At 62.7% G+C, this 23,561-nt stretch carries 19 protein-coding genes; 5 read left to right on the forward strand and 14 right to left on the reverse strand.

Features of this window, described 5'->3' with window-relative positions; all coding sequences use genetic code 11:
* Nucleotides 1-101: 101 nt before the first annotated feature.
* Entirely contained in the window at nucleotides 102-1,001 is a 900-nt protein-coding gene (locus tag MMB49_RS09080) for a thiazole synthase (RefSeq protein WP_003816069.1), read from the forward strand.
* Nucleotides 1,002-1,124: 123 nt separating this feature from the next.
* On the opposite strand, the gene MMB49_RS09085 is transcribed toward MMB49_RS09080, so the two are convergent.
* Both MMB49_RS09085 and MMB49_RS09090 read right to left on the reverse strand, forming a co-directional pair.
* Nucleotides 1,125-2,804 carry a riboflavin deaminase gene (locus MMB49_RS09085; RefSeq protein WP_003820534.1) on the reverse strand — a complete coding sequence of 560 codons (1,680 nt, stop codon included), beginning with the start codon at nucleotides 2,802-2,804 and terminating at the stop codon, nucleotides 1,125-1,127.
* Between the two features lie 589 nt (nucleotides 2,805-3,393).
* On the reverse strand, nucleotides 3,394-5,550 hold the full coding sequence (locus MMB49_RS09090) for a DUF4012 domain-containing protein (protein WP_047271086.1): 2,157 nt from the start codon (nucleotides 5,548-5,550) through the stop codon (nucleotides 3,394-3,396).
* 483 nt (nucleotides 5,551-6,033) lie between these two features.
* On the opposite strand from MMB49_RS09090, the gene MMB49_RS09095 reads away from it, so the two are divergent.
* Both MMB49_RS09095 and MMB49_RS09100 read left to right on the forward strand, forming a co-directional pair.
* Nucleotides 6,034-7,467: an ABC transporter permease gene (locus MMB49_RS09095; protein ID WP_047271088.1), complete on the forward strand. Its 1,434-nt coding sequence runs from the start codon at nucleotides 6,034-6,036 to the stop codon at nucleotides 7,465-7,467.
* Nucleotides 7,464-8,783 carry an ATP-binding cassette domain-containing protein gene (locus tag MMB49_RS09100; protein ID WP_047271089.1) on the forward strand — a complete coding sequence of 440 codons (1,320 nt, stop codon included), beginning with the start codon at nucleotides 7,464-7,466 and terminating at the stop codon, nucleotides 8,781-8,783. Before MMB49_RS09095 ends, MMB49_RS09100 begins: the two co-directional genes overlap by 4 nt.
* Nucleotides 8,784-8,860: 77 nt before the next feature.
* Here the strand turns inward: MMB49_RS09100 and MMB49_RS09105 are convergent, their stop codons facing one another.
* The 11 genes from MMB49_RS09105 to metG all read right to left on the reverse strand — a co-directional run bounded on the left by MMB49_RS09105 (nucleotide 8,861) and on the right by metG (nucleotide 20,932).
* Nucleotides 8,861-9,598 carry an HD domain-containing protein gene (locus tag MMB49_RS09105; protein WP_003820541.1) on the reverse strand — a complete coding sequence of 246 codons (738 nt, stop codon included), beginning with the start codon at nucleotides 9,596-9,598 and terminating at the stop codon, nucleotides 8,861-8,863.
* 212 nt (nucleotides 9,599-9,810) lie between these two features.
* Nucleotides 9,811-10,677, reverse strand: coding sequence for a class II glutamine amidotransferase (locus MMB49_RS09110; RefSeq protein ID WP_047271091.1), 867 nt, complete (start codon nucleotides 10,675-10,677; stop codon nucleotides 9,811-9,813).
* A 57-nt stretch (nucleotides 10,678-10,734) separates the two neighbouring features.
* Nucleotides 10,735-11,301, reverse strand: a complete 567-nt coding sequence (locus MMB49_RS09115) for a hypothetical protein (protein ID WP_229940985.1) — start codon at nucleotides 11,299-11,301, stop codon at nucleotides 10,735-10,737.
* A gap of 595 nt (nucleotides 11,302-11,896) precedes the next feature.
* Nucleotides 11,897-14,359: a KUP/HAK/KT family potassium transporter gene (locus MMB49_RS09120; RefSeq protein WP_003820544.1), complete on the reverse strand. Its 2,463-nt coding sequence runs from the start codon at nucleotides 14,357-14,359 to the stop codon at nucleotides 11,897-11,899.
* A 163-nt stretch (nucleotides 14,360-14,522) separates the two neighbouring features.
* Complete coding sequence (locus MMB49_RS09125) at nucleotides 14,523-15,482, reverse strand: TatD family hydrolase (RefSeq protein WP_003814081.1); 960 nt, start codon at nucleotides 15,480-15,482, stop codon at nucleotides 14,523-14,525.
* Nucleotides 15,483-15,547: 65 nt separating this feature from the next.
* Entirely contained in the window at nucleotides 15,548-15,661 is a 114-nt protein-coding gene (locus MMB49_RS09130; protein ID WP_003822095.1) for a hypothetical protein, read from the reverse strand.
* The gene (locus MMB49_RS09135; RefSeq protein WP_229940984.1) at nucleotides 15,658-16,380 is read right to left on the reverse strand and encodes an MFS transporter; all 723 of its coding nucleotides are present in this window, start codon (nucleotides 16,378-16,380) and stop codon (nucleotides 15,658-15,660) included. The genes MMB49_RS09130 and MMB49_RS09135 overlap by 4 nt, the downstream gene beginning before the upstream one ends.
* Nucleotides 16,381-16,395: 15 nt before the next feature.
* Nucleotides 16,396-16,770, reverse strand: a complete 375-nt coding sequence (locus tag MMB49_RS09140; protein WP_261804405.1) for a substrate-binding domain-containing protein — start codon at nucleotides 16,768-16,770, stop codon at nucleotides 16,396-16,398.
* Nucleotides 16,746-17,279, reverse strand: coding sequence for a hypothetical protein (locus tag MMB49_RS09145; RefSeq protein ID WP_261804404.1), 534 nt, complete (start codon nucleotides 17,277-17,279; stop codon nucleotides 16,746-16,748). The genes MMB49_RS09140 and MMB49_RS09145 overlap by 25 nt, the downstream gene beginning before the upstream one ends.
* Before the next feature lie 1,017 nt (nucleotides 17,280-18,296).
* Nucleotides 18,297-18,803 carry a hypothetical protein gene (locus MMB49_RS09150; RefSeq protein ID WP_047271143.1) on the reverse strand — a complete coding sequence of 169 codons (507 nt, stop codon included), beginning with the start codon at nucleotides 18,801-18,803 and terminating at the stop codon, nucleotides 18,297-18,299.
* 266 nt (nucleotides 18,804-19,069) lie between these two features.
* Entirely contained in the window at nucleotides 19,070-20,932 is a 1,863-nt protein-coding gene (gene metG, locus MMB49_RS09155) for a methionine--tRNA ligase (protein ID WP_013390353.1), read from the reverse strand.
* A 416-nt stretch (nucleotides 20,933-21,348) separates the two neighbouring features.
* On the opposite strand from metG, the gene MMB49_RS09160 reads away from it, so the two are divergent.
* Together MMB49_RS09160 and MMB49_RS09165 are read left to right on the forward strand one after the other, a co-directional pair.
* Complete coding sequence (locus MMB49_RS09160; RefSeq protein WP_003814067.1) at nucleotides 21,349-21,912, forward strand: hypothetical protein; 564 nt, start codon at nucleotides 21,349-21,351, stop codon at nucleotides 21,910-21,912.
* Nucleotides 21,913-22,022: 110 nt separating this feature from the next.
* The gene (locus tag MMB49_RS09165) at nucleotides 22,023-22,454 is read left to right on the forward strand and encodes a hypothetical protein (RefSeq protein WP_082247819.1); all 432 of its coding nucleotides are present in this window, start codon (nucleotides 22,023-22,025) and stop codon (nucleotides 22,452-22,454) included.
* A 1-nt stretch (nucleotide 22,455) separates the two neighbouring features.
* Here MMB49_RS09165 and rsmI read toward each other — a convergent pair whose 3' ends face one another.
* The gene (gene rsmI / locus MMB49_RS09170; protein WP_047271099.1) at nucleotides 22,456-23,442 is read right to left on the reverse strand and encodes a 16S rRNA (cytidine(1402)-2'-O)-methyltransferase; all 987 of its coding nucleotides are present in this window, start codon (nucleotides 23,440-23,442) and stop codon (nucleotides 22,456-22,458) included.
* Nucleotides 23,443-23,561 lie beyond the last annotated feature (119 nt).

The raw sequence follows: 23,561 nt of genomic DNA on the forward strand, positions 1-23,561 counted from the left end.
AGGCATCGGCACGGGCTCATGCCGATGCCGGCCAGCGAACCGCACTCCGACCCGAATACCGCACGCATCAAGCGTCATATACCTCAAAGAAAGGTACCATCATGACCATCGCATCAACCACACCGGCCGCCCAATCGGACGACCCGGTGCTCGACGAACTCATCGGCACGGCGACGAACACCGCGCTGCTCCCCGAACCGGACGCGCACGCCTACGACGACATCGCGACCGGCGATGCCGACCCGCTGGTGCTCGGCGGGCACAAGTTCACCAGCCGCTTCATCCTCGGCTCGGGGCGCTACGACCTGAACCTCATCAAGGCGACCATAGAGAACGCCGGCACGCAGATCGTGACGATGGCGTTGCGTCGCTGCCGCACGACCGAGAACAACCTGCTCGACTACATCCCCAAGGGCATCACGATGCTGCCGAACACGTCCGGCGCGCGTAACGCGGAGGAGGCCGTGCGCATTGCGCGTCTCGCCCGCGAGGTCTGCCAGACGGACTTCGTCAAGGTCGAGATCGAGCACGAGACGAAGTACCTGCTGCCCGACAACGAGGAGACGATTCGCGCCACCGAGATGCTCGCCAAGGAGGGCTTCGTGGTGATGCCGTACATGTTCCCCGATCCGATCGCGGCCAAGCGGCTTGAGGAGGCCGGCGCCGCCTGCGTGATGCCGCTCGGCTCGCTTATCGGCTCCAACAAGGGACTGCGCATGCGCGACTTCATCGAGGTCATCATCGCGAACGCGCACGTGCCGGTGATCATCGACGCGGGCATCGGCCGCCCGAGTCAGGCCGCCGAGGCCATGGAGATGGGCGCGGACGCGGTGATGGCGTACACGGCCATCGCGAGCGCCGGCAACATCCCGCTGATGGCCCGCGCGTTCAAGCACGCCATCGAATCCGGCCGCGAGGCATACCTGTCCGGTCTGGGCACGGTGACGGAGGGTCACGCCGTGCCGTCCAGCCCGACGAACGCCGCCGACTACCTGCACTGAGCCACCCGTACTGAGTCGCCTACTCACGTCGCCGCCCGGCAGCGTGCATCCATACGTGGGGCACGCTGCCGGGTGTACCTTAATCTCGCGATGACGCCCAGCCCGCGGCCCGAGACCCCGCGATCACAGGTCAACGGCCATCGCCAGCTCCAGGTCGTCGTCCAGTTCCTCGACATCGAAGTCGAGCTTCCTGAGCACGTCGTCATTGGGAACATCGCCAAGGGGCGCATCATCACCGTCGCCGGGGCCCATGTCACCGGGATCGTCATCAGGGCGCATCAGCATCGATTCCACGACCTCATCATATTGGTCCGGATTGCCGCGGAACAACGCCAAAGCGCACCCCCGCGCCAGGCGCTCATCCGGGAACCGTGCCAATACGATGTTCGCCAAGGACTCGCCCAAATGTGCCTTCGCGTTCATTTCCTCCTCGCTCAGCTTGTCGAGACGCTTCTGCATACGGCGTGTGAGACGCTGTATGTCCGCCTCGGACGTACTGTAAAGCGTGCCGTCCGTCGCGTAGTCGTCATCAAGTCCCCGTGAGAATTCATCGAATCCGTTCATGAACGCGATTATCGGCAATGACAGCAGACCGAACCGGACGAGCGTCTCCGTAAGCAGTTCCAGCTGCTCGACGCCTCGGTCGAACCGCTTGCGGTCTCGCCGCTCGAATCCGAGGATAAGGTCATGGGCCATCACGTCGCCCATCAGCGAGTATGCCAGATCGTTCAGGAACGCCACATCCTGCCATAGTGGTTCGCCCGGCACATCCCGATTGTGTTCCAGCGCGAGCATGCGGTCATCGACATCTATTGGTTCATCGTCCCACATCTTCTCGTATGCATCAATCAGCCGGACGACATCGTACATGTATCGCCGCTCGCATTTCAGCAGATCCAGCCTATCCTCCATGTCGATGCGGGCGCAGCTCTCGCAGTCGCACAGCGACTCGTCGCCCACCTCGGCATATCCGCGAACGCCATCTCGCTTCGACGAGCATCCGCCCGCGTCGCGATCTGCCGTCGCAATCTCTCCGACAGCCGGTTCCTCATCGTCATGACGACCCATATACTCACTCATCCACTGATTGCCATGCAGCTCGTATTCCGCATCGGCCTGCGCCCGCCGCTCGTGCAGATAGTCGACCACGCGCCGATACCGCATGTCCGGCGCCGCACCGAAGCGCAACACGTCTCCGTCCTCGCGCAGCATGCACATGCCGATGCCGGGGTACAGCAGCAGCATCCGGGCGATGTCGAGGCTGCGCCGCTCATCGGCACCCCAATTGAGCAGGGTGTATGCCGCCAGCCGGTGCATCTGCGTCGAATGCTCCTCCATGGCGAGCCCGCGCTGCTTGCGGTTGCCGAACCGCTTCCTGCCGCGAGGCCGTCGCATCAGTTCCTCGACGGTCGTCATACGAATCAGCGACGGCATGTAATCGGACGGGTCGTCGCGAAACAGAGCCAGCGTGGAATCGTTCAGCAGCTCGTACAGCCACACCGAGATGCCGTACTTGCGCACCGTTTCGGAGCAGCCGTGAAGAAACCTCCGGCACTCGCCCACCAGCCGCCCGTTGAATGACATCGCCGCCGCGCACAGGTTCGTCGTCCAACTGCCGCACGCGAATACGTCGCGCGCCAGCGCGTACAGCCGGTGATCCCATGGCGTGGGCGTGCCGTCCCTGTCATAGTCTTCGCACACCTTGCGCATAGTCTCCGGAGAGACGAGTTCCTCGAATCGCCGCTCCAACTTGTTGATAGCCTGCAGAAATCCGATGGTATCCATCGAGAATGATGTCGCCATGATCGCTCCTTTTCGTATGCGCCACTGCCGTCACGGTCCCTCCGCGTCCTCGCGCATAGGCACACCATGGCACACCCAAGGCTCCCGGCGCCACCCACCCTCGAAAATCTGTGGATATGTGGATAACTCACCCCTTATCCACAGTTGTCCACATTGCCGGCGGAACCGGCAAGCCCGGCCATCAAGACCGGTGAAACCATACGAAAATGCCAGAATGGAACACCACGCGCATAATCGACTTCCACTATCATGGCTAGCGGAAGTCGATTACATGCCGCAGGCCGTCACACCAGATCAGGCATCAAAGGGAAGAGACAACGAACGAAAACAAACGCACCGTGACGATTCTCATACCCTGTTACAACGAGGAGGAGTCGCTGCCGATGCTGTTCGCCCGGCTCACCACGCTCTCTGAGAACGCCTAGCTGGCACCGGACGATGACGATCGCATCGACTATCGCTTCCTGTTCGTGGACGACGGGTCGAAGGATTCGACCCGCAACGAAATCCGCGAGTTCGCCAGCAACCGTCAGCCTACGTAAGGTGTCCGCGCGGACACGCACAGCTGTGCCCGCGCGGCCGTCCGTGGCTACATGAATTTCTTCAGATCCACCGGGCAGCTCAGGCCATCCTTGATGCTGCTGAGCTTGTCCAGCGCACCTCCATTGGAGGAGTCGGTGGAGTTCTTGTTCTCGTCGGCGGGCTTCGACGAGGTCTTGCCGGAGGATTTGCCACCGTCGGTGCCGTTCGAGCTGCCGTCACCGTTCGCGGAACCGTCGCTGCCAGTTCCCGCCCACTGGTCCTCCACCGCATCCGGCACATCAGCGCCGCACGTGTCGGTGACCTTGCCGTTGGTGCCCGTGTAGATGCCCTTCTCGTTGATAATCGGCGTGGTGACGACGTCCAGCGTCGACTTCGCCTTCTCCGCCGCCCGCACGGTGAACGCGATGGTCACCGTCTCACCCGGCTTGATGCCCTGGGTCAGACGCAGGTTGATGAACTGGCGGTCCTCCACGGTGCCGTTCGACACCATTTCGCCGGCTTCGTAGGCGAGCGACGTGATCGCGCCGCCTTCGGGCGCCATCAGGAACAGTCGCGGCTGCATCGTGCCCTTCTCCGTATTGCCGGTAATGAACGCCGGCAATGACTTCGCCTGCTCCTCGGTCATCGTGTTCTTCAACCGTACCGTCACCGTGTATTCGTCGCCGAGGCCGGCGCTCGCGATGGTCATGGGGTTGGTAGCTCGGGCGGGCGCGTCCACTTCGTCGCTGATGCGGTACGAGTTCGCGGCGAAATCGCTGCCGCACGTCTTCTTGACGGTGATGCTCGGCTCAAGATACCAGCTGAGCTTGCTGGGCTTCGCCTCGGTCACGTAGACGCCGGCCTTCGGCTGTTCCACACTGCCGGGAATCATGCCCGCGACGTTCGCGTCGAAGACCTTGGTCTGTACGAGCGCCGCCAGCTCCTCCTCCTGCGCCATCCACAGCTTGAAATGGCCGTTCGCGGACGTCTGCCGCAGCGCCTTGAGCATCGGCGACAGCGTCGACGTGCCCGCGCCCGAGAACACGTGGGTCATGATCGTCTTCGACGCCTTGTTGGTGTAGGCGTTCTGCTCCTTGTAGATCGGGTGGTCCACGTACAGCTCGTTGAGGAAGAACTTGACCGTGTTCGTGCCGTCCAACACCTTGCCGTCACTGAGCTTGACCGATCCCGTCGCGCCGATCAGCGACTGCAGGAACACGGGGTCAAGCGCGAACACGCCGGCGATCTCCTGGTTCTCGTTGCCCGGCTGCGCGAGCCACATGTTCTTCAATGTGACCGCAGCCCGCTGGAAGTTCGGGTTGACGGTGGTCGTCTGTGGGTATTTCCACACCTGGTCGCCGAACACCGCAGCTTCCTTGACGTTCTCGGCATCGTACGGCTGCGTGCCGTAGGTGATGTCGGTGGTGGCGATGAAGTCGCCGATCGTGACCTTGCCGTGGTCGGCGGTCACCGGCGCGATGTTGCCGACCATGCCGCCGCCGGACCGCAGCTCGGCCGGATTGTAGATCGCGACCAGGTACGTGCGCTCACCGTTCTCGCCCAGCAGCTGTGGCAGCAGGTTGATCAGCTCGTCGTATTCGTTGAGCATCTTGTCCACGGATTTCAGGCCGGAGACGCCGGTCTTCACCATGGAGGCGATGCTCGAGCTCTTCGGAGGCGCCAGCTTCTCCAGCCGCCGCGTCTCGACTTTGATGTCGGCTCGGGCCTGCTTGACGATGCCCGGCATGGCCGTCACCGCGCTCAGGTCGACGGATTTGTCTTTCATGGAGAAGCCGGACAGCTGCTTGCTCAGGTCCATCAAATCGGTGAACGGCCCGTCCACCAGGTTTCCCATGGCGTCCAGCATCGTGCGCGCGGCGGTGATGTCGTTCCCGTACGCCGTATGGTCGCGCAGGAACGTCCACTGCGACTTGTCCAGTTCGTCGCGCAGCGCCCGCGTGGACGTCACCATCTCACGTGCGGACGTGCCGATGTTACCTCCGCCACCGCAGCCGAGCGCGGTGTTGGCGAGGTTTTCGGAAGCGGAGATGAAGCGGTTCGCCTCCGTGTACAGTTTGAGCGCGGAGATTCCGTAGATGCCGACAACCGACAACACGGCTCCCAGTAGCACGAACACCACATACAGCACGATGCGCCGCGGACGCAGCGCTTGAGACAGGAATTGATGTCCTTTTCGTCCGATGTGCTGAGGGGATCGGCGCATGGGTTAACCTCGTTTGCTTCGTGTTACATTCCGTTTTGTCGCGTCCGTCGTTCCACGCGACGACCGTTATCGTTCCGTCGGGTTCGATGGTCTGCCGTCACACCGTCTTTTCGGGTGAACCGGCTCTCGACGCTACGTAATACAACCTCAGATGATACCGCGCGATGCTTACCGCACGCTAAGTCTTCTTTCTGAACCGTTGTATTTCGACGTTTTTTTCACCATTGCCCGGGACAGGCGGAAGGATGGCCCGGCACAACACCCGCGACCTTGTCAGACTGCTTTCAGACTTCATTGAGGGGTATAACAGTATGGAGCAAGATAACATACACATAGCGCGACCATAGTGTTGCCTACGGGATGCCGTGCTTTACGGGGCCTTTCGGGGTTCTTCGGGTGGCGTCCCGGCCACTGTCACGAAAACGCGGGCGCACGGTTGCCATGATCGCAGCCCCCGCTGGGAAGAACTGGAGAAGTACACGCATGTTCGTTCTCAAGAACGCATGGTCATCCATAGTCCGCCGCAAATGGCGCACGCTGTTGACCATGTTCATCGCCATCATCGTCACATTCGGGACATTGTTCGGTTTCTCCGTCCTGCACGCCGATGAATCGGCCACCGATGGCTACAACCCCCAGCTGATCAGCGCCGTCATCCGCCCGGATGCGAAGACCAAGGCAACCTACAACGGCGCCGATTCTTCCTATACGAAGAACTACCTGGCGTTCGACGCATACGACAACTACGCGTCTGCGCTGCAGGCCGCCGGCCTGACGTACAGCTATGCACTCACCATCACCGTGCCGGTGCGGCAGAGCGGCGACGTCAAGGCCATCGCTGGCACCGACGACCAGAGCGCCGACAAGACCGGCGGCGAGATGCTGTACCGCAGCTTCTCTTCGCTGGAGGCCGCGCATGAGAACGAGCTCGGCCGGTACAAGATCGTCAAGGGCAAGCAACTGGACTACTCGAGCCAGTCGAAGACAGGCGTGCTGATTTCACAGGCGTTCGCGAAGAAGAACGGCCTGGACGTGGGCGACAAGTTCACCGTCGCGTTCCCGAACGACGCGAAGAAGACCATCGAGCAGACCGTCCGCGGCATTTACGAGTACACGGAGCCGGCCGCCGCGGGGCAGGGTTCGGACGCCAAACTCGCCAAGGACAACCGCGACAACGTCATCTACACCGCGTACTACACCTTCGCGATGGACGGCCTGTATGCGGCCGACGGCAAAGGCTGGCTGATTCCCGACCTGAACATCTCGTTCCTGCTCGACAGCATGTCGACCTATCGGAAGTTCGAGAAGGTCATCAAGAAGGCAAAGCTGCCCGCGAACCATGAGCTCACCTCGCCGACACTAATCGAGCACGAGAAGCAGATCGCGCCGCTGCGCTCCCTGGCGAGCTCGATGAAGCCTATGCTCGCCGCCCTCTGGATTGTGGGCGCGGTGCTGTTGCTGCTTTCGTGGGGATCGAGCCTGCTGGTCGGCCGTCGGCGTGAAATCGGCAACCAGATCGTCATCGGCGTCTCGCGTGGGCGTATCGCCTGGCAGTTCATGCTGGAGACGCTGTTGCTGAACCTTGTCGGATTCGCCGTAGGCATGGTCGTCGGCGCGTTCGCGGTCAAGCCGCTGGCCACGAAGCTCGCCGACGGCAATGCGGTCAGTGTGCCGGGCAACCTGATCTGGACTGTCATCTGGAGCGGTCTCGGCACGATTGTGGTCCTGATGGTGATCGCCATGATCCGCGTGCTGCTGTTCCGTGTCAGGACGCTGTTTGCGGCCCGTTCCTCGAATGAGGTCGAGGTCGTGGATGACGGCGGGACGGACGACACCGCAACAAGCGACAACGCAGCGAACGACAGCGATACGGCAGACGCCGACGATACGGCGGAATCGGCACAGGAGCAGGCATGAACGACACGAACACGAATAAGGCGGACGACATGAACGAGGACGACGTCACACTGACCGGTTCCGAAGGCGAGAACACGGCGGTCGAATCAGACGCGGCAGCCGACGCCACAGCTGACACGGCAACCGAATCCCCGGATGCCGCCGGAGCGAGCGATTCGACGACGGTACCGGACAGCGTGCAGTTCTCCATCGTCTTCGACGACGACGGTGACGACTCCGACGCCATCGTGATCGACGCTGCCGACGCGGAAATCGACACTACCGCGGAAGCCGATACGACGGTCGCGACGGATGGCTCCGCCGAGGAGGCACCGGCCGACGACGAGAAGCCCGGAGATGATACGCAGGATGCCGCCGCGCAGGAGCCGGCCAGTGCCGACAACACCGCCGATAACACCAGTGCCGATACCGGCGATGCTGATACCGGCGCCACGGCGGCGGGCACCGCCGACGAGAACTTGGACGTGGCAGCGGCCAACGCCAGCAAGGTCAACGAAACGCTCAAGCTGAGCACCGGGGGCAAGACGGCCGGTGATAGCCAGAAGAAGACCAGGGCCGGCAGGGTCACCGTGGCATCGGCCAGCGTCGACCCTGCAATGCGTCTGTCATCGCGCATCGACAAGGAGCTCAAGCGCAGCAAGGCGGACAGCATCCGTCTCAAGTCTTACCCGACGTTCTCGATGAACAAGGTCACAGTGACCGACAAGAAGTCCGGCCGTCACGTGCTCGACCGCATGACCCAGGCGTTCTATGCCGGGCATGTGTACTCGGTGCTGCTGCCCGACAACGACCGCATGCTGCACGAGACCCTGATGGGCGTGATGAGCGGCATCATCCGGCCGCATGACGGCAATGTGATGAACAAAAGCGCGAACCTGCTGGAGCTTGAGCCCGGCGAAGTCCGTGGACATCGACTGGGACTGGTGCCGCAGCAGTATGCGGTACGAGACGACATGAGCGCCGAACGCAACCTGGTGTATGCGATGGATGCCTCCGGGCGCACGTTCCTCAAGCCGAAGCCGGTGATCGCACGCGAGCTGCTGCACAAGGTCCATTTCGATGTGGATACCCCGAACGCTCCGGTTGGCAAGCTGGACGTGGTGGAGCAGCGTCGCGTGGCGATCGCGCGCGCCATCGCCTGCGAGGCCGAGGTGCTGATCGCCGACGAGCCCACGGGCGGGCTGAACGATGACGACAGCGTGGAGATCCTGCAGCTGCTCACGTCGCTCACCCACGGCGACCCCAAACGCTGCGTGATCATCCTCACCGAATCAGAAGCCGTTGCCAACATAGCCGAAACCATCATCAAGCTATAAACGGCCTCATCTGATGCGCCCTCGCTGGGTGGGCAGTCCACCGGGCTATCCACCCAGCGGGGGCGCATTGATTCCACCTAGATCATGCGCATGCGGAACCTCGCGGCCAGGGCCGGCACGTCGGGGACGCCGTACTGGTCGACCAGATCCAGCCAGCGCCGCTTGTTCGCCTCCCCATAGCGCTCCGCACGCTTGGCGTAGGCTTGCGCGGTCAGGAACTTCGGCGGTATCGACTTGCTGTTGTATTTGTCGGCGACCATCACGATTTCCTGTTCCAGATTGACCGGCATGTAATCGACCGGAGGCAGCGGCAGGTTCTGCGCGATGACCATCTGCTGGGTCAGGCCGACCCCAGTATGATTGCGCGCGAACTGGGCGATGGACTCGTCCACGCCCTGCTCCAGCAAGTACTCGTAGCCGAGCAGGCCATGCAGGATGTAACGTTTCCCGTCGAATTGCAGCGGTTCGCCATCACTGCCGTCATGCTTGAGCACGCGATACGTGCCGATGTCGTGCAGCAGGCCGCCGATCGTCGCCAGATGTTCGTCGATCAGGCGTTTCGGCACACGGCCACCGGTGATGCCGTCCGACGGCAGGTCGGCTTGTTCAGCTGCCCCGGCGGAATCGTCAAGCGCGTTGCCGCTGCCCTGGCCCAGCTTGTTGGTGAACAGCGCGTTCTGATGGCGGGCGAGCTGGCGGGCGATGGTCGCCACGACAACGCAATGCGTGTGCACCAGGTCATAGGCGGCCTGGGAGGGGGCGATTTTCTTGTGCAGCTCGTCAATCTGGTCGAGTGTGGGGATATAACCGGTCATACGGCTCATTGTAGCCATCGCGACACGCCGATAACATCACACAATCGCAAGGTGCATTTCCACAGATCAGCCATTTTCCGGCCTTCATCATAAACAGCGACGTCGATTGTGCTGCGCAATCCGGGCGTGTCGCGCCGGTGAGGAGGAAAAGAGGAGAGCGTTGCGAGCAAGTTACAGATGCCAGGTGCCATCAATCGCCCGATAGACGCCTCTCAGATGGAGCGCACGTGGCATTCGCCGGTACGGTTGGACGCCACGATCATCTGATCGTTCTCCAGCACCTTCCAACCATCGGACTCGTTCTGCTCGAAGCCGGAACTCGCCACGACCACACCGGACGGCTTGCCGTCACGGTCCTGCACATCACGGTACCTCATCACACGGTAATCGTGAGCCTTCTCGCCCTTGCCGTACTCGTCGTAAATCTCGACGATGCGCGGCGACGTCTTCTCGCGGCCGGCGGCGCACAAAGCCACGAGCTGGTCCTGGCTTTGGATCATGCAGTTGTAGCTGGACTTGGGGTACGCCTGACGCAGCTGGCGTACCGCCTGCGCCACGGCCTCGTCCAGCGCGAAGCCGAACGCGATGTATTCGAGGATGACCGAGAAGAAGATCGCGGAGTCGGAACGGCCGCCGGTCGACAGGAACGCACCCTGATTGATCGGGTACGCGCGGTTGAGCACGATGTTGATGCCGCGGTCGTCGGAGATGTCGCCGTTGTGGATGAAGCTCAGCCCGTTCGCGAAGAACGGATGCTGGTTCTCCAGAATCAGCGGCAGGTTGGAGCTGGCGAGACGCAGGTGCCACAGGCCACCGCGTGCGGGGTCGTCCGCAAAGTCACGGAAAATCGGGTCATGGCGGGCGGCCAGTGTGCTCTTGTACAGTTTCGTGCCGGTCTCGGGCTTGCGTACCTCGCCGGCGGCAAACGGCAGCTCAGTGGGGTTCGACAGCAACGCGACACCCCAACCGTCATTGTGAATCTCGCTGAGATCCCGGAAATCCGTCACCTCGTGCATGCCCAGGACGTCGTTGAGGCTCAGATTGAATCCCGATGTCGCGTATCCCAGTAATCTGCACATGCTTGGTACTGTATCGTGCCGCGGCGGCTGACAAGCGGGCGTGGCTATAGGAGTTCCTTATAGCGTGCGCACGGCCGCGATGCGCATGCGGTCCGGCACCCGGCAGACACATGCCGATACGACCAATACGGCCACACAAACGGCCGATTGACGGGCAAGCGTCGCCATCAGGGGAAACTGCCAGAAGAACAAGCGTCCACCTGCCCGCTCGCCAATCGCACAACAGGCGAACAGGTATAAGGCAGGTGCCGCCGCGCCAACTCTCAGTCCGCACAGGCAGCCACATATCACCCCGAAGCAGCCAAGTCCGCCCACAGATAGCGCCTGCGCGACCCCGGCCGTGCCATATACCGGTATCATCACCGCACCCAGTGCCATCATTCCCGCGATCAACACCAGCAACGCCGCACGATCCATCAGCCACGTATTCCTGACGGCAACCACATCAGCCGCAGACATGCCAGGCAGCGACCACGCAATCATCGTCGCAGGCACAAGCGCCGCCAACGTCGCAAGAGGCAGACTCACGCCGGAACCGACCAGCGCAGGCAATCCAACCGTCATGGACGCCAATGGCAGCGTAACAAGCTGCGCGGCCAAACACAGCATCGTCAGCAGTGCCATCCTCGCCGTCTTCATGCAAGCCGGCAGCGTTCGTCATCCATAATTCAGCGACCTGATAATCACGTGCCTGCGTGTCCAATATCTCGCATCTGTTCTGTGTGGTGTCATACGTCAGCAGACCGGACAGCAGGTACGAGGCAATCTCATCGCCGGACAACTGTTCACTGTCTTCAGCGCTGAACAGCCATGCAGTATGATCCGCCGGGGATTCGGACAACTTGGCAGGCGTCACATATCCATTTCGACCAAGTTTCCCGGACAAGTCGGCAGCCGGCTGACCGGCCAAACGCAGACCGTGATGCCATCTCGCCGGTCACAGACAGTAGAGGTCGTCCTTGCGATAACCGGATATGCACCGAACGGCAGTACCAGCGGGGCGGCTACCGCGACGGTGGCGCATAGAGCGACTACTGCGCAGACGGAACAGCCGGCAACGGTCCTGTCATGGCTGCGCCATCCGACGACCATCGCCCGTACTGAGGCGGCGGCTGGCGCAAATACGCGGCACCCAGGCCGTAACGCATGGGCGGTTTGCCTCCGCAGTCCATCAGTCCATCAGGAGCGCACGCGAGCCGGCAGTGCGGCCCGTGTGCGTCTACTGCTTAGCGAGTTTCGCCGAATCGTCGACCTTCACGGCATCATTTTTCGTCGCGTCGACCTTCGCGCCTCCCTTGGCATCTGCGGCTGCAGGCTTCGCAGCGCCGTCCTTCGCAGCGGCGGCCTTCTGCGCCGAGCCCGCAGGCTTCGTCTTGCTTCCGTCCCTCGCCGCGGACGCAGCCTTCGTGCTGCCCGAGCCACCGTTCTTCGCGGTCGGTTTCGCAGCCGGCCGTTCTTCCGGTTTGCTGACGGTCACGATATCGTTGACGCGCGGCGTGCGCGAACGCAACGCGACGCGCTTCAGACGCGGCGGTCGGCGAGTGGAGATGAACAGCGGCTGAACCTCGACCAACGGGTTGAACGGCGCCAGGCCGAACCATTTGATCGGGGAGCCGGCGACGTGACGAATCGCGTACTTGGCCTGCAACGACATCGCGCCTCGCGTGGAGATCTTGGATTCCGGCATCAGGTCCTTGTGAATCAGCACGTAACGGATGGTGCCGATCTCCGGGTCGGCGTCCACCTTCGGGTAGACGGACTTCTGCTGCGGCAGGTCACCGGAATCCGACAGGTCGTGCATGATCTGGTGCAGGTACACCGGAATAGACTGCGACACCTTGAATCCCAGACGGATACGCACTCGGAACAGGTAGCTCGTGCCGAAATTCTGCACGGAGTACTCGCGCGTGAACGGTTCGTCGGTGGTCTGCACCGACACCGCCCACCACGCACGGGCGCGCTTGGGATGATCCGCGAAGATCGAGAAGAAGATGTCCGTATCCAGTCGTCGCATATCCGAATCGCTGGTCAGATACACGATGTTGTCGGCGAAATACGGGATGCGGAAGTCGCCGTGCAGGCGGTCAAGCGCCGGCAGGAAGTCCTTCGGCATCATGTGGCGGCGCTGCGCGCGTTCCAGACGCGTGCCCTCGTTCCACGTGTACATGATGAACAGGATCGCCAACGTCAGCAGCATCGTGAACCAGCCGCCGTGCAGGAACTTCGCCATCGACGCGATGAAGAACATCAGCTGGATGGCGAGGAACACGATGGTGAACACGACCGCCAGCACCCGCTTGCGGTCGTACCACATGTACACCGCCAGCAGGATCGTGGTGGTGATCATCGTGATCGTCAGTGCAAGGCCGTAAGCCGCCGAAATATGCTCGGAATCCCGGAATATGCCCAGCACGATGAGCGTGGCCACGCACAGTACCCAGTTGATGACGGGAATGTACAGCTGGCCGCGGGTGCGCGCCGGATACCGCACCTGAAGATGGGGCATCCAATTGAGGCCGGTCGCCTCTGACACCATCGTGAACGCGCCGGTGATCAGCGCCTGCGAGGCGATGATGCCGGCCGTGACCGACAGGATGACGGCCACATAGCGCACGTTCGGATCCATCATCTGGAAGAACGGGTTCAGTCCCTCCATGTGCTGGTACTCGGGATTGTTCTGGTTCTTGAGGATCCACGCGCCCTGACCGAAGTAGTTGAACACCAGGGCGACCTTGATGAACGGCCACGTGAAGTAGATGTTGCCGCGTCCCACGTGTCCCATGTCGGAGTACAGCGCCTCGGCGCCGGTGGTCGACAGGAACACGGTGCCCATGACGGCGATGCCGGCCGCGTTGTGCGGGCTGAACAGGAATTTCACGCCGTACACGGGGTTGAGCGCCGCGAGCACGGACCAATCGCCGGAGAGGTTCACCGCGCCGACCACGGCGAGGAACGTGAACCACACCAGCACCACGGAGCCGAACACGCGGCCGATGCTTTCGGTGCCGCGCGATTGCACGGAGAACAGCACGACGATGATGACCACGGTGATCATCAGCGTCAGGTTGCCGTTTTCCTTGAACAGCGCCTCCAATGGCGGCAGCGTCTTCAGACCTTCGACCGCGGAGCTGATCGACACGGCCGGGGTGAGCACGGAATCGGCGAGGAACGCCGCGCCGCCGAGCATGGCGGGGATGGCGAGCCATGCGCCATGCCTGCGAATCAGCGAATACAGGGCGAAGATGCCGCCTTCGCCCTTGTTGTCGATACGCATGGCGATGAGCACGTATTTGACGGTGGTGATCAGCGTTATCGACCAGAACACCAGCGACAGCATGCCGAGCACGGCCTCACGGTCGGTGTTGGCGATGCCGCCCTGGCCGGAAAGGAACGTCTGCGCGGTGTACAGGGGCGATGTTCCGATGTCGCCGTAGACCACGCCGAGCGCGACGATGGCCATGCCGAGCGAGATCTTGTTGGGGCCGGACTGCAATCTGCGCCACCAGCGGCCGATCGCGCCCTTGCTTGCGGTCTTGGCGAGTTTTTCCGCTTCCTTGGTTTCTGCCGCCTGCTGCTTTGCAAGCTCTTCGCGCTCCTCTTTCGTCAGTGTGCGACGGGAGACTTTCGGGACGTTGGTGAACGTGTCGGCACGTAACAACGTTTCATCGGGCTTTTGAGCCATGATGCTTCCTCCATCGACGGGGATAATCCGCACATGATATCCGCATATTCTAGGTACAGCTACTAACGGAAACCTTGGTATTTCAAATTCAAGCGGTCAGTATATGCCCCTTTTCGGTTTTTTCCAACTTGGGGAGGACGCCGGCCGCCCTTGCCGTCCCTCGTCACACCCCGTATACCGTGCGTGTCGTGCGCCGCGTCGCACGCGCGACTTCGGCGACGGGCAGGTCGAACACGTCGGCGAGCGCCGTCAGCGTGTACGGGATCATGTACGGCGCGTTGGTGCGCCCGCGGTATGGCATCGGCGTAAGATACGGCGCGTCCGTCTCGACCATGATGTGGTCCAGTCCGACCAGCCGGGCTGATTCGCGGATACCGTCGTTGCCCTTGTAGCTGACCGTGCCGGAGAAGCTCAGATACCAGCCGTTGTCGCGCGCGATCTCGCCCATTTCGGCGTCGCCGGAGTAGCTGTGGAACACGGTTCGCTCTGGGCTGCCGTCTGCGAGCAGCGTCTCGATGACCTCCCGGTGCGAGTCGCGGTCGTGGATCTGCATGGGCAGGTTCAGCTCCTTGGCGAGCGCGATATGCTCGCGGAAGGCGTCTCGCTGCAGTTCCTTCGCGCCTTCCCCGGTGCGAAACAGGTCCATGCCGGTCTCGCCGATGGCGACCACCTGATGCGGGTATGCGAGGGCCAGGCGATGCACTTCGGCGAGCGCGTCGTCGAAGCTCACGTCATGGTGGGGCTTGTATTTCAGCGACAGACCGTCCGGTCCGGGGACGCCGCGGTGACCGTGGAGCACGGCTTCATTGGGGTGGATTGCGATGGCGGCATGAACGGAGTCGGGATGGTCGACGGCCATCTGGATGGCGGTCATGAGGTTCGGCAGCTCGCACCCGCAGTCGATGATGCCGGTGACGCCGACTGCCGCGGCTTGGGCGAGCAGCTGCTCCACGTCGTACACCGGTACTTCCGGCTGTCCTTTTTCGACGGCTTCGTGGCTCATGGCCCGCGCAAACGGAATGACGGATGCCACATGCGTATGGTTGTCGATGACGTGCGCGTCGTCGGGCAGCGGCGACGGCGCGGGCGCCCAGCTGCGGTCACGATGATGATGCTTGCTCATGTCTCACCAGTGTAGCGAGCGGCACGGCATTGCTGCGCGGCCGTTCATGGGTCTCGCCTCGCCGGCTACCGCCAGCAGCTCTCGTAGGGCAGACCGGTCAGTCGTTCCACCACATGACGGGTTTCGGGCGTGACGTCGACCTTGTCGCCGCCGTTGCGCAGGCGGGTGATCTCTGTCAATACGATGCCGTCCGTACGCTTGTTGATGGCGAGATGGGCGGACACAATCCAGCAGATGACCATCGCGACGGCAAGACGGTAAACCAGCCCAGCAGCACGGCTCCCAATCCAATGCCCGCCACCGTCGTCTGCCATGCGCGCGTCGCGTCGAAGCCGACCGCGCCCAGCACCAGGCCGGCGGCAATCGTCGCTATTCCCGAGCCCAGCTGACGGAACGATGCCTGAATGCCGGAGAACGTGGCGGAACGGTACCGGCGAGTCACGATCTGGTCGATGTCCGCGATGTACGGGAACACCGCCCACCACGGTTCCGGCAGCGTGCCGACCAGCATCCACGCCGCGAACAGCCAGGCCGTACCAAGCCAGCCGATGAAATTGATCGCGTACAGCCGTTTCGGGCCTATCTTGGTCATCGCCCAGCCGAACACCGGCATCAGCGGCAGCGAGACGGCAGCGCATCCCGGCATCAGCGACGCGAACGCCGCCGTATGGTTCCAGTCGTGCACCACGAAGAACACGAACGTCTGGCCGAACACGTCCATCGTCACCTGCACCAGAAGGTAGATGGCCAGATGCTTGCGGAACTCCTTGACGCGCAGCGTGCTCGCATACTCGCGCAACACCAGCCGCGCACGCCGCAGCCAGCCCGCCATGCCGACGTGCCCGTCACGCTTCTCGCCCCGCGCGTGCGCGCCGAATCCGGCAGTCTCAGGCGTCATCTCCCAGGTACACCGTCAGCAGGCGAACACGTATATGCCGAACAGCATCCCCGGAATCCACAGGAACACCCCCAGCAGGATCATCGGCGATATCATCATCAGCAGCAGACGGCGTACGGCCACCTGCCCCAGCTGGACGCGCGGAATGCGGATCGAGGTGATCGGCGGCGTGACCACCGGGGCGATCAGCGTGTTGTCGAATCCGATCACCGACACGTCACCGGGCACGTTCACGCCATCGGCGGTGAACCGCAGCACGATGCCCACCGCGATCAGATCGTTGTAGGCGATGATGGCGGTGGTGTCCCCGCCCTCCAATGCGAGCGCGGCCTGATAGCCGCCCTCGACTGTGGGGTGCACCGGGCCTATCTGATTGACCTTGAATCCCATGCGGTTCCCGATGTCATGCACCGCGGCCACCTCGACTGATTGGCCCATGACGCGGCCGGGCCGGCGACGTACGTGACCGCGAGCGTTTCAGCAGGCTCAGCGCGCACGGTGCCGATGCGTGGATCGGGCACAACGCTGGCCACGCCTTCGAGAGGACGGTTCAGCACGACCAGCGGCACGCGCTTCGCATAGTCGCGGATGAAACTGATGCCGGGCGCGTCAGTGGACAGGATGACGCCGTTCACCTTGTCGGCGAGATGGTCGAGCATCTGCTGTGTGCGCTGCCCGAACGACCCCGTTTCGATGACGCTCACCGCGCTGTCCGATTCCATGACCGTGACCTGCGCCCCTTTGAGGATCTGCGACGAGACGCCGTCGGCAGTGTCCTTGACCACCAGCGCGATGATGCTGCCGGGGAGGCCCCGAACGGGGAGAACGGAGGCGGTGCGCTCGCACTGCCGACCGGCACAGACGACCGCGAGGCCAAGGCCGCCTACACGTTCGCGCACGGCGACGGCGTGAAGGTGAATCTTGCGCAGGAGGGCATTTCTCCGCTGAAATCGACGCTCGGCGACCCGCGGCCCAGACCGATGATTTCTTCGGAGGGCAGAAGCCCCACGCCGTCATCGCCCAGGCGTCCAAGGACGTGCGCACCGACTTCACGTATCTGTCGTACACGGCGTACGCGAACTCGATCGCCGTGGATTCCATCGGCCAGTCATACCACGCAAACTCACCTTGCACGAGGCCCTGCAGCAGTGGGGCGAATCGCTCAAGAAATATGGAGAAGAGTAAGGCTTCACCGTACGGTAGGCCGGGTGCCGACCCGGTCCGACCCGAACAATGAAAGGAACATCATGCAACTGTTGTGATCGTGCCGCCCGCACGATCGAAATCCCTTCATAATCCGCCGTGCGCGGCAGTCCGACATCCAACCCCTGATGTGACACGCCCGGATTGCTTCGCACAATTGAAGCACGGCATTCCGGAGAATGGCGGAATGCCGCGACCCTGTGAACGCAGATAGACGATTGTGCTACGCAATCCGGGCGTGTCGCGTCAGGGGTTGGATGAAAGGCCTCACGCTCCTATCCGATAGGCGCAACCACACACCGGAAAAGAAGAACCCGGCGGGGAAGCCGCCGGGTGAGAGAAGAGAGAGAAGAAGGGGTTCAATTATGGGGTTTCAACAACCTCGCCAACGTTGTAACAACCGCTGACATGTTCTATATAACCGCATCATGCTTGGAGGAATGATGCACGTTCCTCGGAATTATCTGTGAGATGTGTGCCCGACTTGTGAGCATGTAGTCACATCCCGGCACAATGTACGGAAAACCGGCCAATAGGCAAGGAACATGGCCGTTCTTCACCGGTAACAACCCTCCGTCACTTTGCGGCGGGCTGAGCAAACGGCAGAGCTGTTTGTAGACGAAGGCGATCCGACAGGCGAGCAAGTGGGCTGCGGCCGAAGGCCGTCCCCAATTGCAGGGCCCGAATGGCTGTCGCGTAGCGACTGGGGGTGGTCACCGGTCGTCGCAATCATCCTCTGCGGCCCCACCCGCATCCACATCCTCCCCAACTACCGCAGCCGGGTTCGATGGCAGCAGCGACCACGCGTACGACACCTGATACTCATAATCGCTGCCGCGCCGCTGCTCGCTCAGCCGCAAGTATTCGTCCAGCAGGCCATTGATACACTGCTGCACGTCCATGAGCTCGTCACGGGTCAGCAGCAGCGTCCCGGTGGTCATCGGCGTGAAGGGGAATTGCCGACGTCTCTCAGTGAGGGGTATGGCCGCGCCAGCTTCCATGACACCGTTGATGCGCATGCGCAGCGCCTTGAGCGCCCCGTCCATGACCCTCATGCGCATGGCTTGCTCGCTAACGGCCATGCTGAAGAATTCCGCGGCGGGCGCGAACGACTGTTTGGCACCAGAGGGTGCCACATCGGTCAGGTCGACTTGCTCGCCGGCCGTGACACCGGTACTGGTGGCGGCCGACGCCGCCGGTACTTGCATGATGCCGGTCATCGCAACACATGCGATAGCCGCCAAAACGCGGAACCATTATTTGTGCGCCATGCTTCTCCTTGTTATTCTTCAATCCCCATATATGAAAGACGCCATATCACGACGTCACTTCCTTGCATGGCTGTCAGTTGAGCATAATATACGAAAAATATTTCCTATTTTCTACCGTTGCTCACGCATCGGACGAAAAATCCCCCTGACATTCATATGTCAGGGGGATTACAACAAAGCCTCAACAGTCAACGGCCCTTGTCAGCGCCTAGATTTCACTGCTTGAGTTCGGCTTGGGCCGCGGCGAACCGCTCAGCCTCGGCCTTCTTGCGGGCGGCGAGCTCGGTGTCGAAGCGGGTGAGCTCCTCGGCCACAGCCTCAGGCGGAATTTTCGCGAAAATCGGATGCGGCTTCGGCACCGGAGTGCCGGCCACCAGACGCTCACTCTCCCACGGGTGCACGGTCTCACCGAGCTTGTAGTCGCCGGTGATGATCGGGTACGTGAAGCCCGGCTTGTCGAGGTCTTCGACCTCTTCAAGGCGCGGCAGCGGCGAGAATACGCCTGAGCCGCCCAGCGCCTCGTAGACCTTCTGCGACGCGTGCGGCAGGAACGGCGCCAGAAGGTGGTTCGCGTCGTACACCGCCTGCGCTGCCACATGCAGCACCGTGCCCAGACGAGCCTCGTCGTCCTTGATCTTCCACGGCTCCTCGGCGGAGATGTACTTGTTGATGTCGCCGACCACGCGCATCGCGGCGACCAGCGCGTTCTTCTGGTGATGCTTCTCGATCAGCGCGCCGATCTCGTCGAACGCGTCCGAGGTCTCCTTGAGCAGCGCACGGTCCTCGTTGGTCATCGAGTCCTCGTCGAGCGCCGGGATCTCGCCGAAGTTCTTGTTGATCAGGTTGGCGACGCGATTGACCAGATTGCCCCAGCTCGCGGCCAGCTCCTCGTTGTTGTGGCGTACGAACTCGGCCCACGTGAAGTCGGCGTCGGAGGTCTCCGGGCCGGCGATCGAGATGTAGTAGCGCACGGCGTCCACGGGGTAGCGAGCGAGGATGTCCTTGACGTAGATGACGATGCCGCGCGACGAGCTGAACTTCTTGCCCTCCATCGTCATGAACTCGCTGGCCACCACCTGCTCAGGCAGGTTCAGCGGGCCGAGTTCACCGGTCTCTCCGCCCTTGGAACCCTTGCCGTTGTAGGCAAGCATCTCGGAGGGCCAGATCTGGGAGTGGAAGGTGATGTTGTCCTTGCCCATGAAGTAGTAGGCCGGGCAGCTCGGGTCGTTCCACCACTCGCGCCACTTCTCCGGGTCGCCTTGGCGGCGGGCCCATTCGATGGAGGCCGACAGGTAGCCGATCACCGCGTCGAACCACACGTACAACTTCTTGTTCGGATTGTCGATCCATCCCGCCACCGGCACGGGGATGCCCCAGTCGATGTCGCGCGTGATGGCGCGGGGCTTGACTTCCTTGAACAGGCCGATGGAGAAGTTGATGACGTTGGTGCGCCAGCCCTTGCGGGTCTTGAGCCACGCGAGGTTCGCCTCGGCGAGCGCCGGCAGGTCGAGGAAGAAGTGTTCGGTCTCCTCGAAGCGCGGGGTTTCGCCGTTGATCTTGGAGACGGGGTTGATCAGCTCGTCGGGGTCGAGCTCGTTGCCGCAGGCGTCGCACTGGTCGCCGCGGGCGCCGTCGGCGTGGCAGATCGGGCATTCGCCCTCGATGTAGCGGTCCGGCAGCGTGCGTCCGGTGGACGGCGAGATCGCGACCTTCTGCGTGCCCTTATAGATGTATCCGTTCTGCAGGCACTGCTTGAACAGCTCCTGCACCACATGCTCATGGTTGCCGGTGGTGGTGCGGGTGAACAGGTCGTAGCTCAGGCCGAGGTCGCACAGGTCCTTGGCGATCACGCGGTTGTAGCGGTTCGCGAGCTCCTGGGCGGTCAGTCCCTCCTTCTCCGCCTCGACGAGAATCGGGGTGCCGTGCTCGTCGGTGCCGGACACCATCAGCACGTCGTTGCCCTTCATACGCTCATATCGGGCGTAGACGTCCGAGGGCACGCCGAAACCGGCGACATGCCCGATGTGACGGGGGCCGTTCGCGTACGGCCAAGCGACATTTACCAAAACATGACTCATAAATCCCGATTATCCGGCTCAGCGGGGACACCGCGGCGTATCCACAGCATTATCCACAATGCGGCGTCGCGGAACGTGAGTTATGCACATATCCACAGATTTCGCCAGGTCGGTGGCGGACCGCCGCATCGTATGGTTATGGTCGGCGTATGAACAGAATACTGCCTTCGGATATCAGATATGGAGTCGCGCCGGCGCCCGACCAGACGGATGTCGCTGAAGCGGCAAAAGTCGGCAAGCCGCAGCCCAACGCGACACAGCCCGACACAGGGCCGCCCAGCGCAACGCGACCCACTGCGACGGCACCAAGCAAGACTCAGCCCGGCGCAACGCGGCCCGGCACGGAGTCAGCCGGCACAATCAGCCGCAGCGACAACGCCGTCGCAATCGTTTCCGACCTCATCGCGCGCGGCACCATGCCGCGTATCGACACCACGCCACTGCTCACCCACAAGGACCTTCCCGGTCCGCTCAGCATGGCTCGGCTGACGCATTTCGGCACCCTGCACTCGCTCGACCAAACCAACGCCTACAGCGCCGAGCACGCCGACACCCTGTACGGCCGCGCGATGATCGCGCTGAAACTCATCCCGTTCGGGACGATCGCATGCGCGCTCACCGCCGCGTGGGTATGGCTCGGCGGCACGTTCCCACGCACAGTCGATGTCATATCCAGCTCCCATTACCGGGCGGATTCGCACGGACGGAAGATTCGCGTCTTCAACCGCAAGACGGCTCCCGAGCACGTCATACAGGTCGGGAACCTGCGCATCACCACGCCGATGCGCACAGCCTGCGACATCGCGCTGCTGACGCCGGGAGAGCTGAACGAGCACGACGCGTGCGACGTGCTGTGCGCCTTGTTCGAGGAGTATCAGGTCAGTCTTGCGCAGTGCATGCAGACGCTCGATGACAACCATTTCTGGCCGAACACCCAACCGGCCAGGGAACTGTTCACATCGATGAAGCATTTCTTCTGATTGCAAGCTGTCGCGGGGCCGCATCGGCCTCCCGTCCGACTCAACCATCGACACGGCTCACCGCCACGACACATCAACACGACGCATCAACACGACGAAAGGAGAGCCACATGCGAATGCCATCACAGGAGAAGACATTGCAGCGACTGCAGAATCCCGCGGAGACGCTGTGCGAGCGTCCCCGCGCGGGGACGGCCAGGCAACGGCTTCGGCACAGTCAAGCCAGACGAGCCAAACGCAAGAGCATTCCCGGCAGACGGATGCATGCTCTGCAACGGCGTGAACAGGCGACGGCGTCACGGCGGTCAACGCGGGCGGCTCCTCCCCCTCCGCCGCTCAGACTCTCCCCGCTGCTGGCGTGCGATCCCGCGACCGCGCCGGAAGTGCTCTGGTTCATCGCCGAGCATGAGCCGGAACTGCGGCGCTGGCTGGTCGCCAATCCCAGCGCGGACGCCGCACTTCTGGAATACGTCGCGCAGGCGGGCGGCCCCGGCGTCAACCGCGCCCTGACCATCCTGCTCGACGGTCTGCCGGCGGCATAAGTCAGGATTTCATTGCCAGAACGGCCGTATACACCTGCTTGCGGTTCGGCAACGAGCCATCCGGCAGCGGATGTTCGGCGACCACCTGCGCGATCGCGTCTTTGATGCGCACGCCATCCTCCAGGGCACGGTCGATGGCCAGCACGGCCAGATCGTCGATGCTCAACGTCGCCGGCGCGGCCGCCTCCGCCTCCTCATCCGACGCGCCGCCAATCACCAGCACCATCTCGCCGCGCGGCGGATTGTCAACGACGCCTTGGCGTATCGTGCCGACCATGCCGCGACGAATCTCCTCATAATCCTTCGTCAGCTCGCGGCACAACGCCATCGCGCGGTTCGGGCCGAACGCATCGAGCAGGTCATCCATCGAATCCGCGATGCGATGGGGCGTCTCGTAGAACACGATCGTGCGGCGCTCGGACTGCAGCATGCGCAGATGCTGCACGCGTTCGGAGTGCTTGCGCGGCAGGAACCCCTCATAACAGAACCGGTCGGTCGGCAGGCCGGAGAGCGCGAGCGCGTCGAGCACGGCGCTCGGTCCGGGCGCGCACGTGACCGGCAGCCCACGCTCGATGGCCCGGCGCACGATCGCCAGTCCGGGATCGTTGATAGTCGGCATGCCCGCGTCGGATACCACCAGCACGGTGGCGCCGGTCTCCACACGGTCGAGCAGCCCGTCGGCCTTGGCTCGCTCGTTGTGGTCGTGATAGGCGATGACCGTGCCGTTCACGTGCACGCCGAGTCGGTTCGCGAGGTCATACAGTCGCCGCGTGTCCTCGGCCGCAACGATGTCGGCGTCCGCCAGCAGCGCCTTCAACCGGTCGGAGGCGTCGCCCACATTGCCGATCGGCGTGGCGGCGAGCACAACGGTGCCGCTCGGCACCATGACCGTCCGCGGGGCGGCCTTCGGCTCGGTGGCTTCCGGTACAGTGGCGTCCGGCGAGGCGCCCTCCGGCACGACTTGCGAATCATCTTGCACAGTATCCATGGTTCCCAGTATCCCGCACGCCAAGTACCTGACGACCACCCGTTGCATTCTTAAGTGCGCGCCGGAACGACAAGTGCGCGAACATAGGAACGCAAATGACCCTGTTTGCGTACCTAAGT

The sequence above is a fragment of the Bifidobacterium sp. SKU genome (assembly GCF_026016405.1).
Taxonomy (GTDB): domain Bacteria; phylum Actinomycetota; class Actinomycetes; order Actinomycetales; family Bifidobacteriaceae; genus Bifidobacterium; species Bifidobacterium bifidum.

Bases quoted from the DNA above. Each gene is read 5' to 3' on its own strand.
- MMB49_RS09080 (WP_003816069.1), top strand. From the start codon at position 102: ATGACCATCGCATCAACCACACCGGCCGCCCAATCGGACGACCCGGTG.
- MMB49_RS09085 (WP_003820534.1), bottom strand. From the start codon at position 2,804: ATGGCGACATCATTCTCGATGGATACCATCGGATTTCTGCAGGCTATC.
- MMB49_RS09090 (WP_047271086.1), bottom strand. From the start codon at position 5,550: ATGCGCCGATCCCCTCAGCACATCGGACGAAAAGGACATCAATTCCTG.
- MMB49_RS09095 (WP_047271088.1), top strand. From the start codon at position 6,034: ATGTTCGTTCTCAAGAACGCATGGTCATCCATAGTCCGCCGCAAATGG.
- MMB49_RS09100 (WP_047271089.1), top strand. From the start codon at position 7,464: ATGAACGACACGAACACGAATAAGGCGGACGACATGAACGAGGACGAC.
- MMB49_RS09105 (WP_003820541.1), bottom strand. From the start codon at position 9,598: ATGACCGGTTATATCCCCACACTCGACCAGATTGACGAGCTGCACAAG.
- MMB49_RS09110 (WP_047271091.1), bottom strand. From the start codon at position 10,677: ATGTGCAGATTACTGGGATACGCGACATCGGGATTCAATCTGAGCCTC.
- MMB49_RS09115 (WP_229940985.1), bottom strand. From the start codon at position 11,301: ATGGCACTGCTGACGATGCTGTGTTTGGCCGCGCAGCTTGTTACGCTG.
- MMB49_RS09120 (WP_003820544.1), bottom strand. From the start codon at position 14,359: ATGGCTCAAAAGCCCGATGAAACGTTGTTACGTGCCGACACGTTCACC.
- MMB49_RS09125 (WP_003814081.1), bottom strand. From the start codon at position 15,482: ATGAGCAAGCATCATCATCGTGACCGCAGCTGGGCGCCCGCGCCGTCG.
- MMB49_RS09135 (WP_229940984.1), bottom strand. From the start codon at position 16,380: ATGACGCCTGAGACTGCCGGATTCGGCGCGCACGCGCGGGGCGAGAAG.
- MMB49_RS09140 (WP_261804405.1), bottom strand. From the start codon at position 16,770: ATGGGATTCAAGGTCAATCAGATAGGCCCGGTGCACCCCACAGTCGAG.
- MMB49_RS09150 (WP_047271143.1), bottom strand. From the start codon at position 18,803: ATGACCGGCATCATGCAAGTACCGGCGGCGTCGGCCGCCACCAGTACC.
- metG (WP_013390353.1), bottom strand. From the start codon at position 20,932: ATGAGTCATGTTTTGGTAAATGTCGCTTGGCCGTACGCGAACGGCCCC.
- MMB49_RS09160 (WP_003814067.1), top strand. From the start codon at position 21,349: ATGCCGCGTATCGACACCACGCCACTGCTCACCCACAAGGACCTTCCC.
- MMB49_RS09165 (WP_082247819.1), top strand. From the start codon at position 22,023: ATGCGAATGCCATCACAGGAGAAGACATTGCAGCGACTGCAGAATCCC.
- rsmI (WP_047271099.1), bottom strand. From the start codon at position 23,442: ATGGATACTGTGCAAGATGATTCGCAAGTCGTGCCGGAGGGCGCCTCG.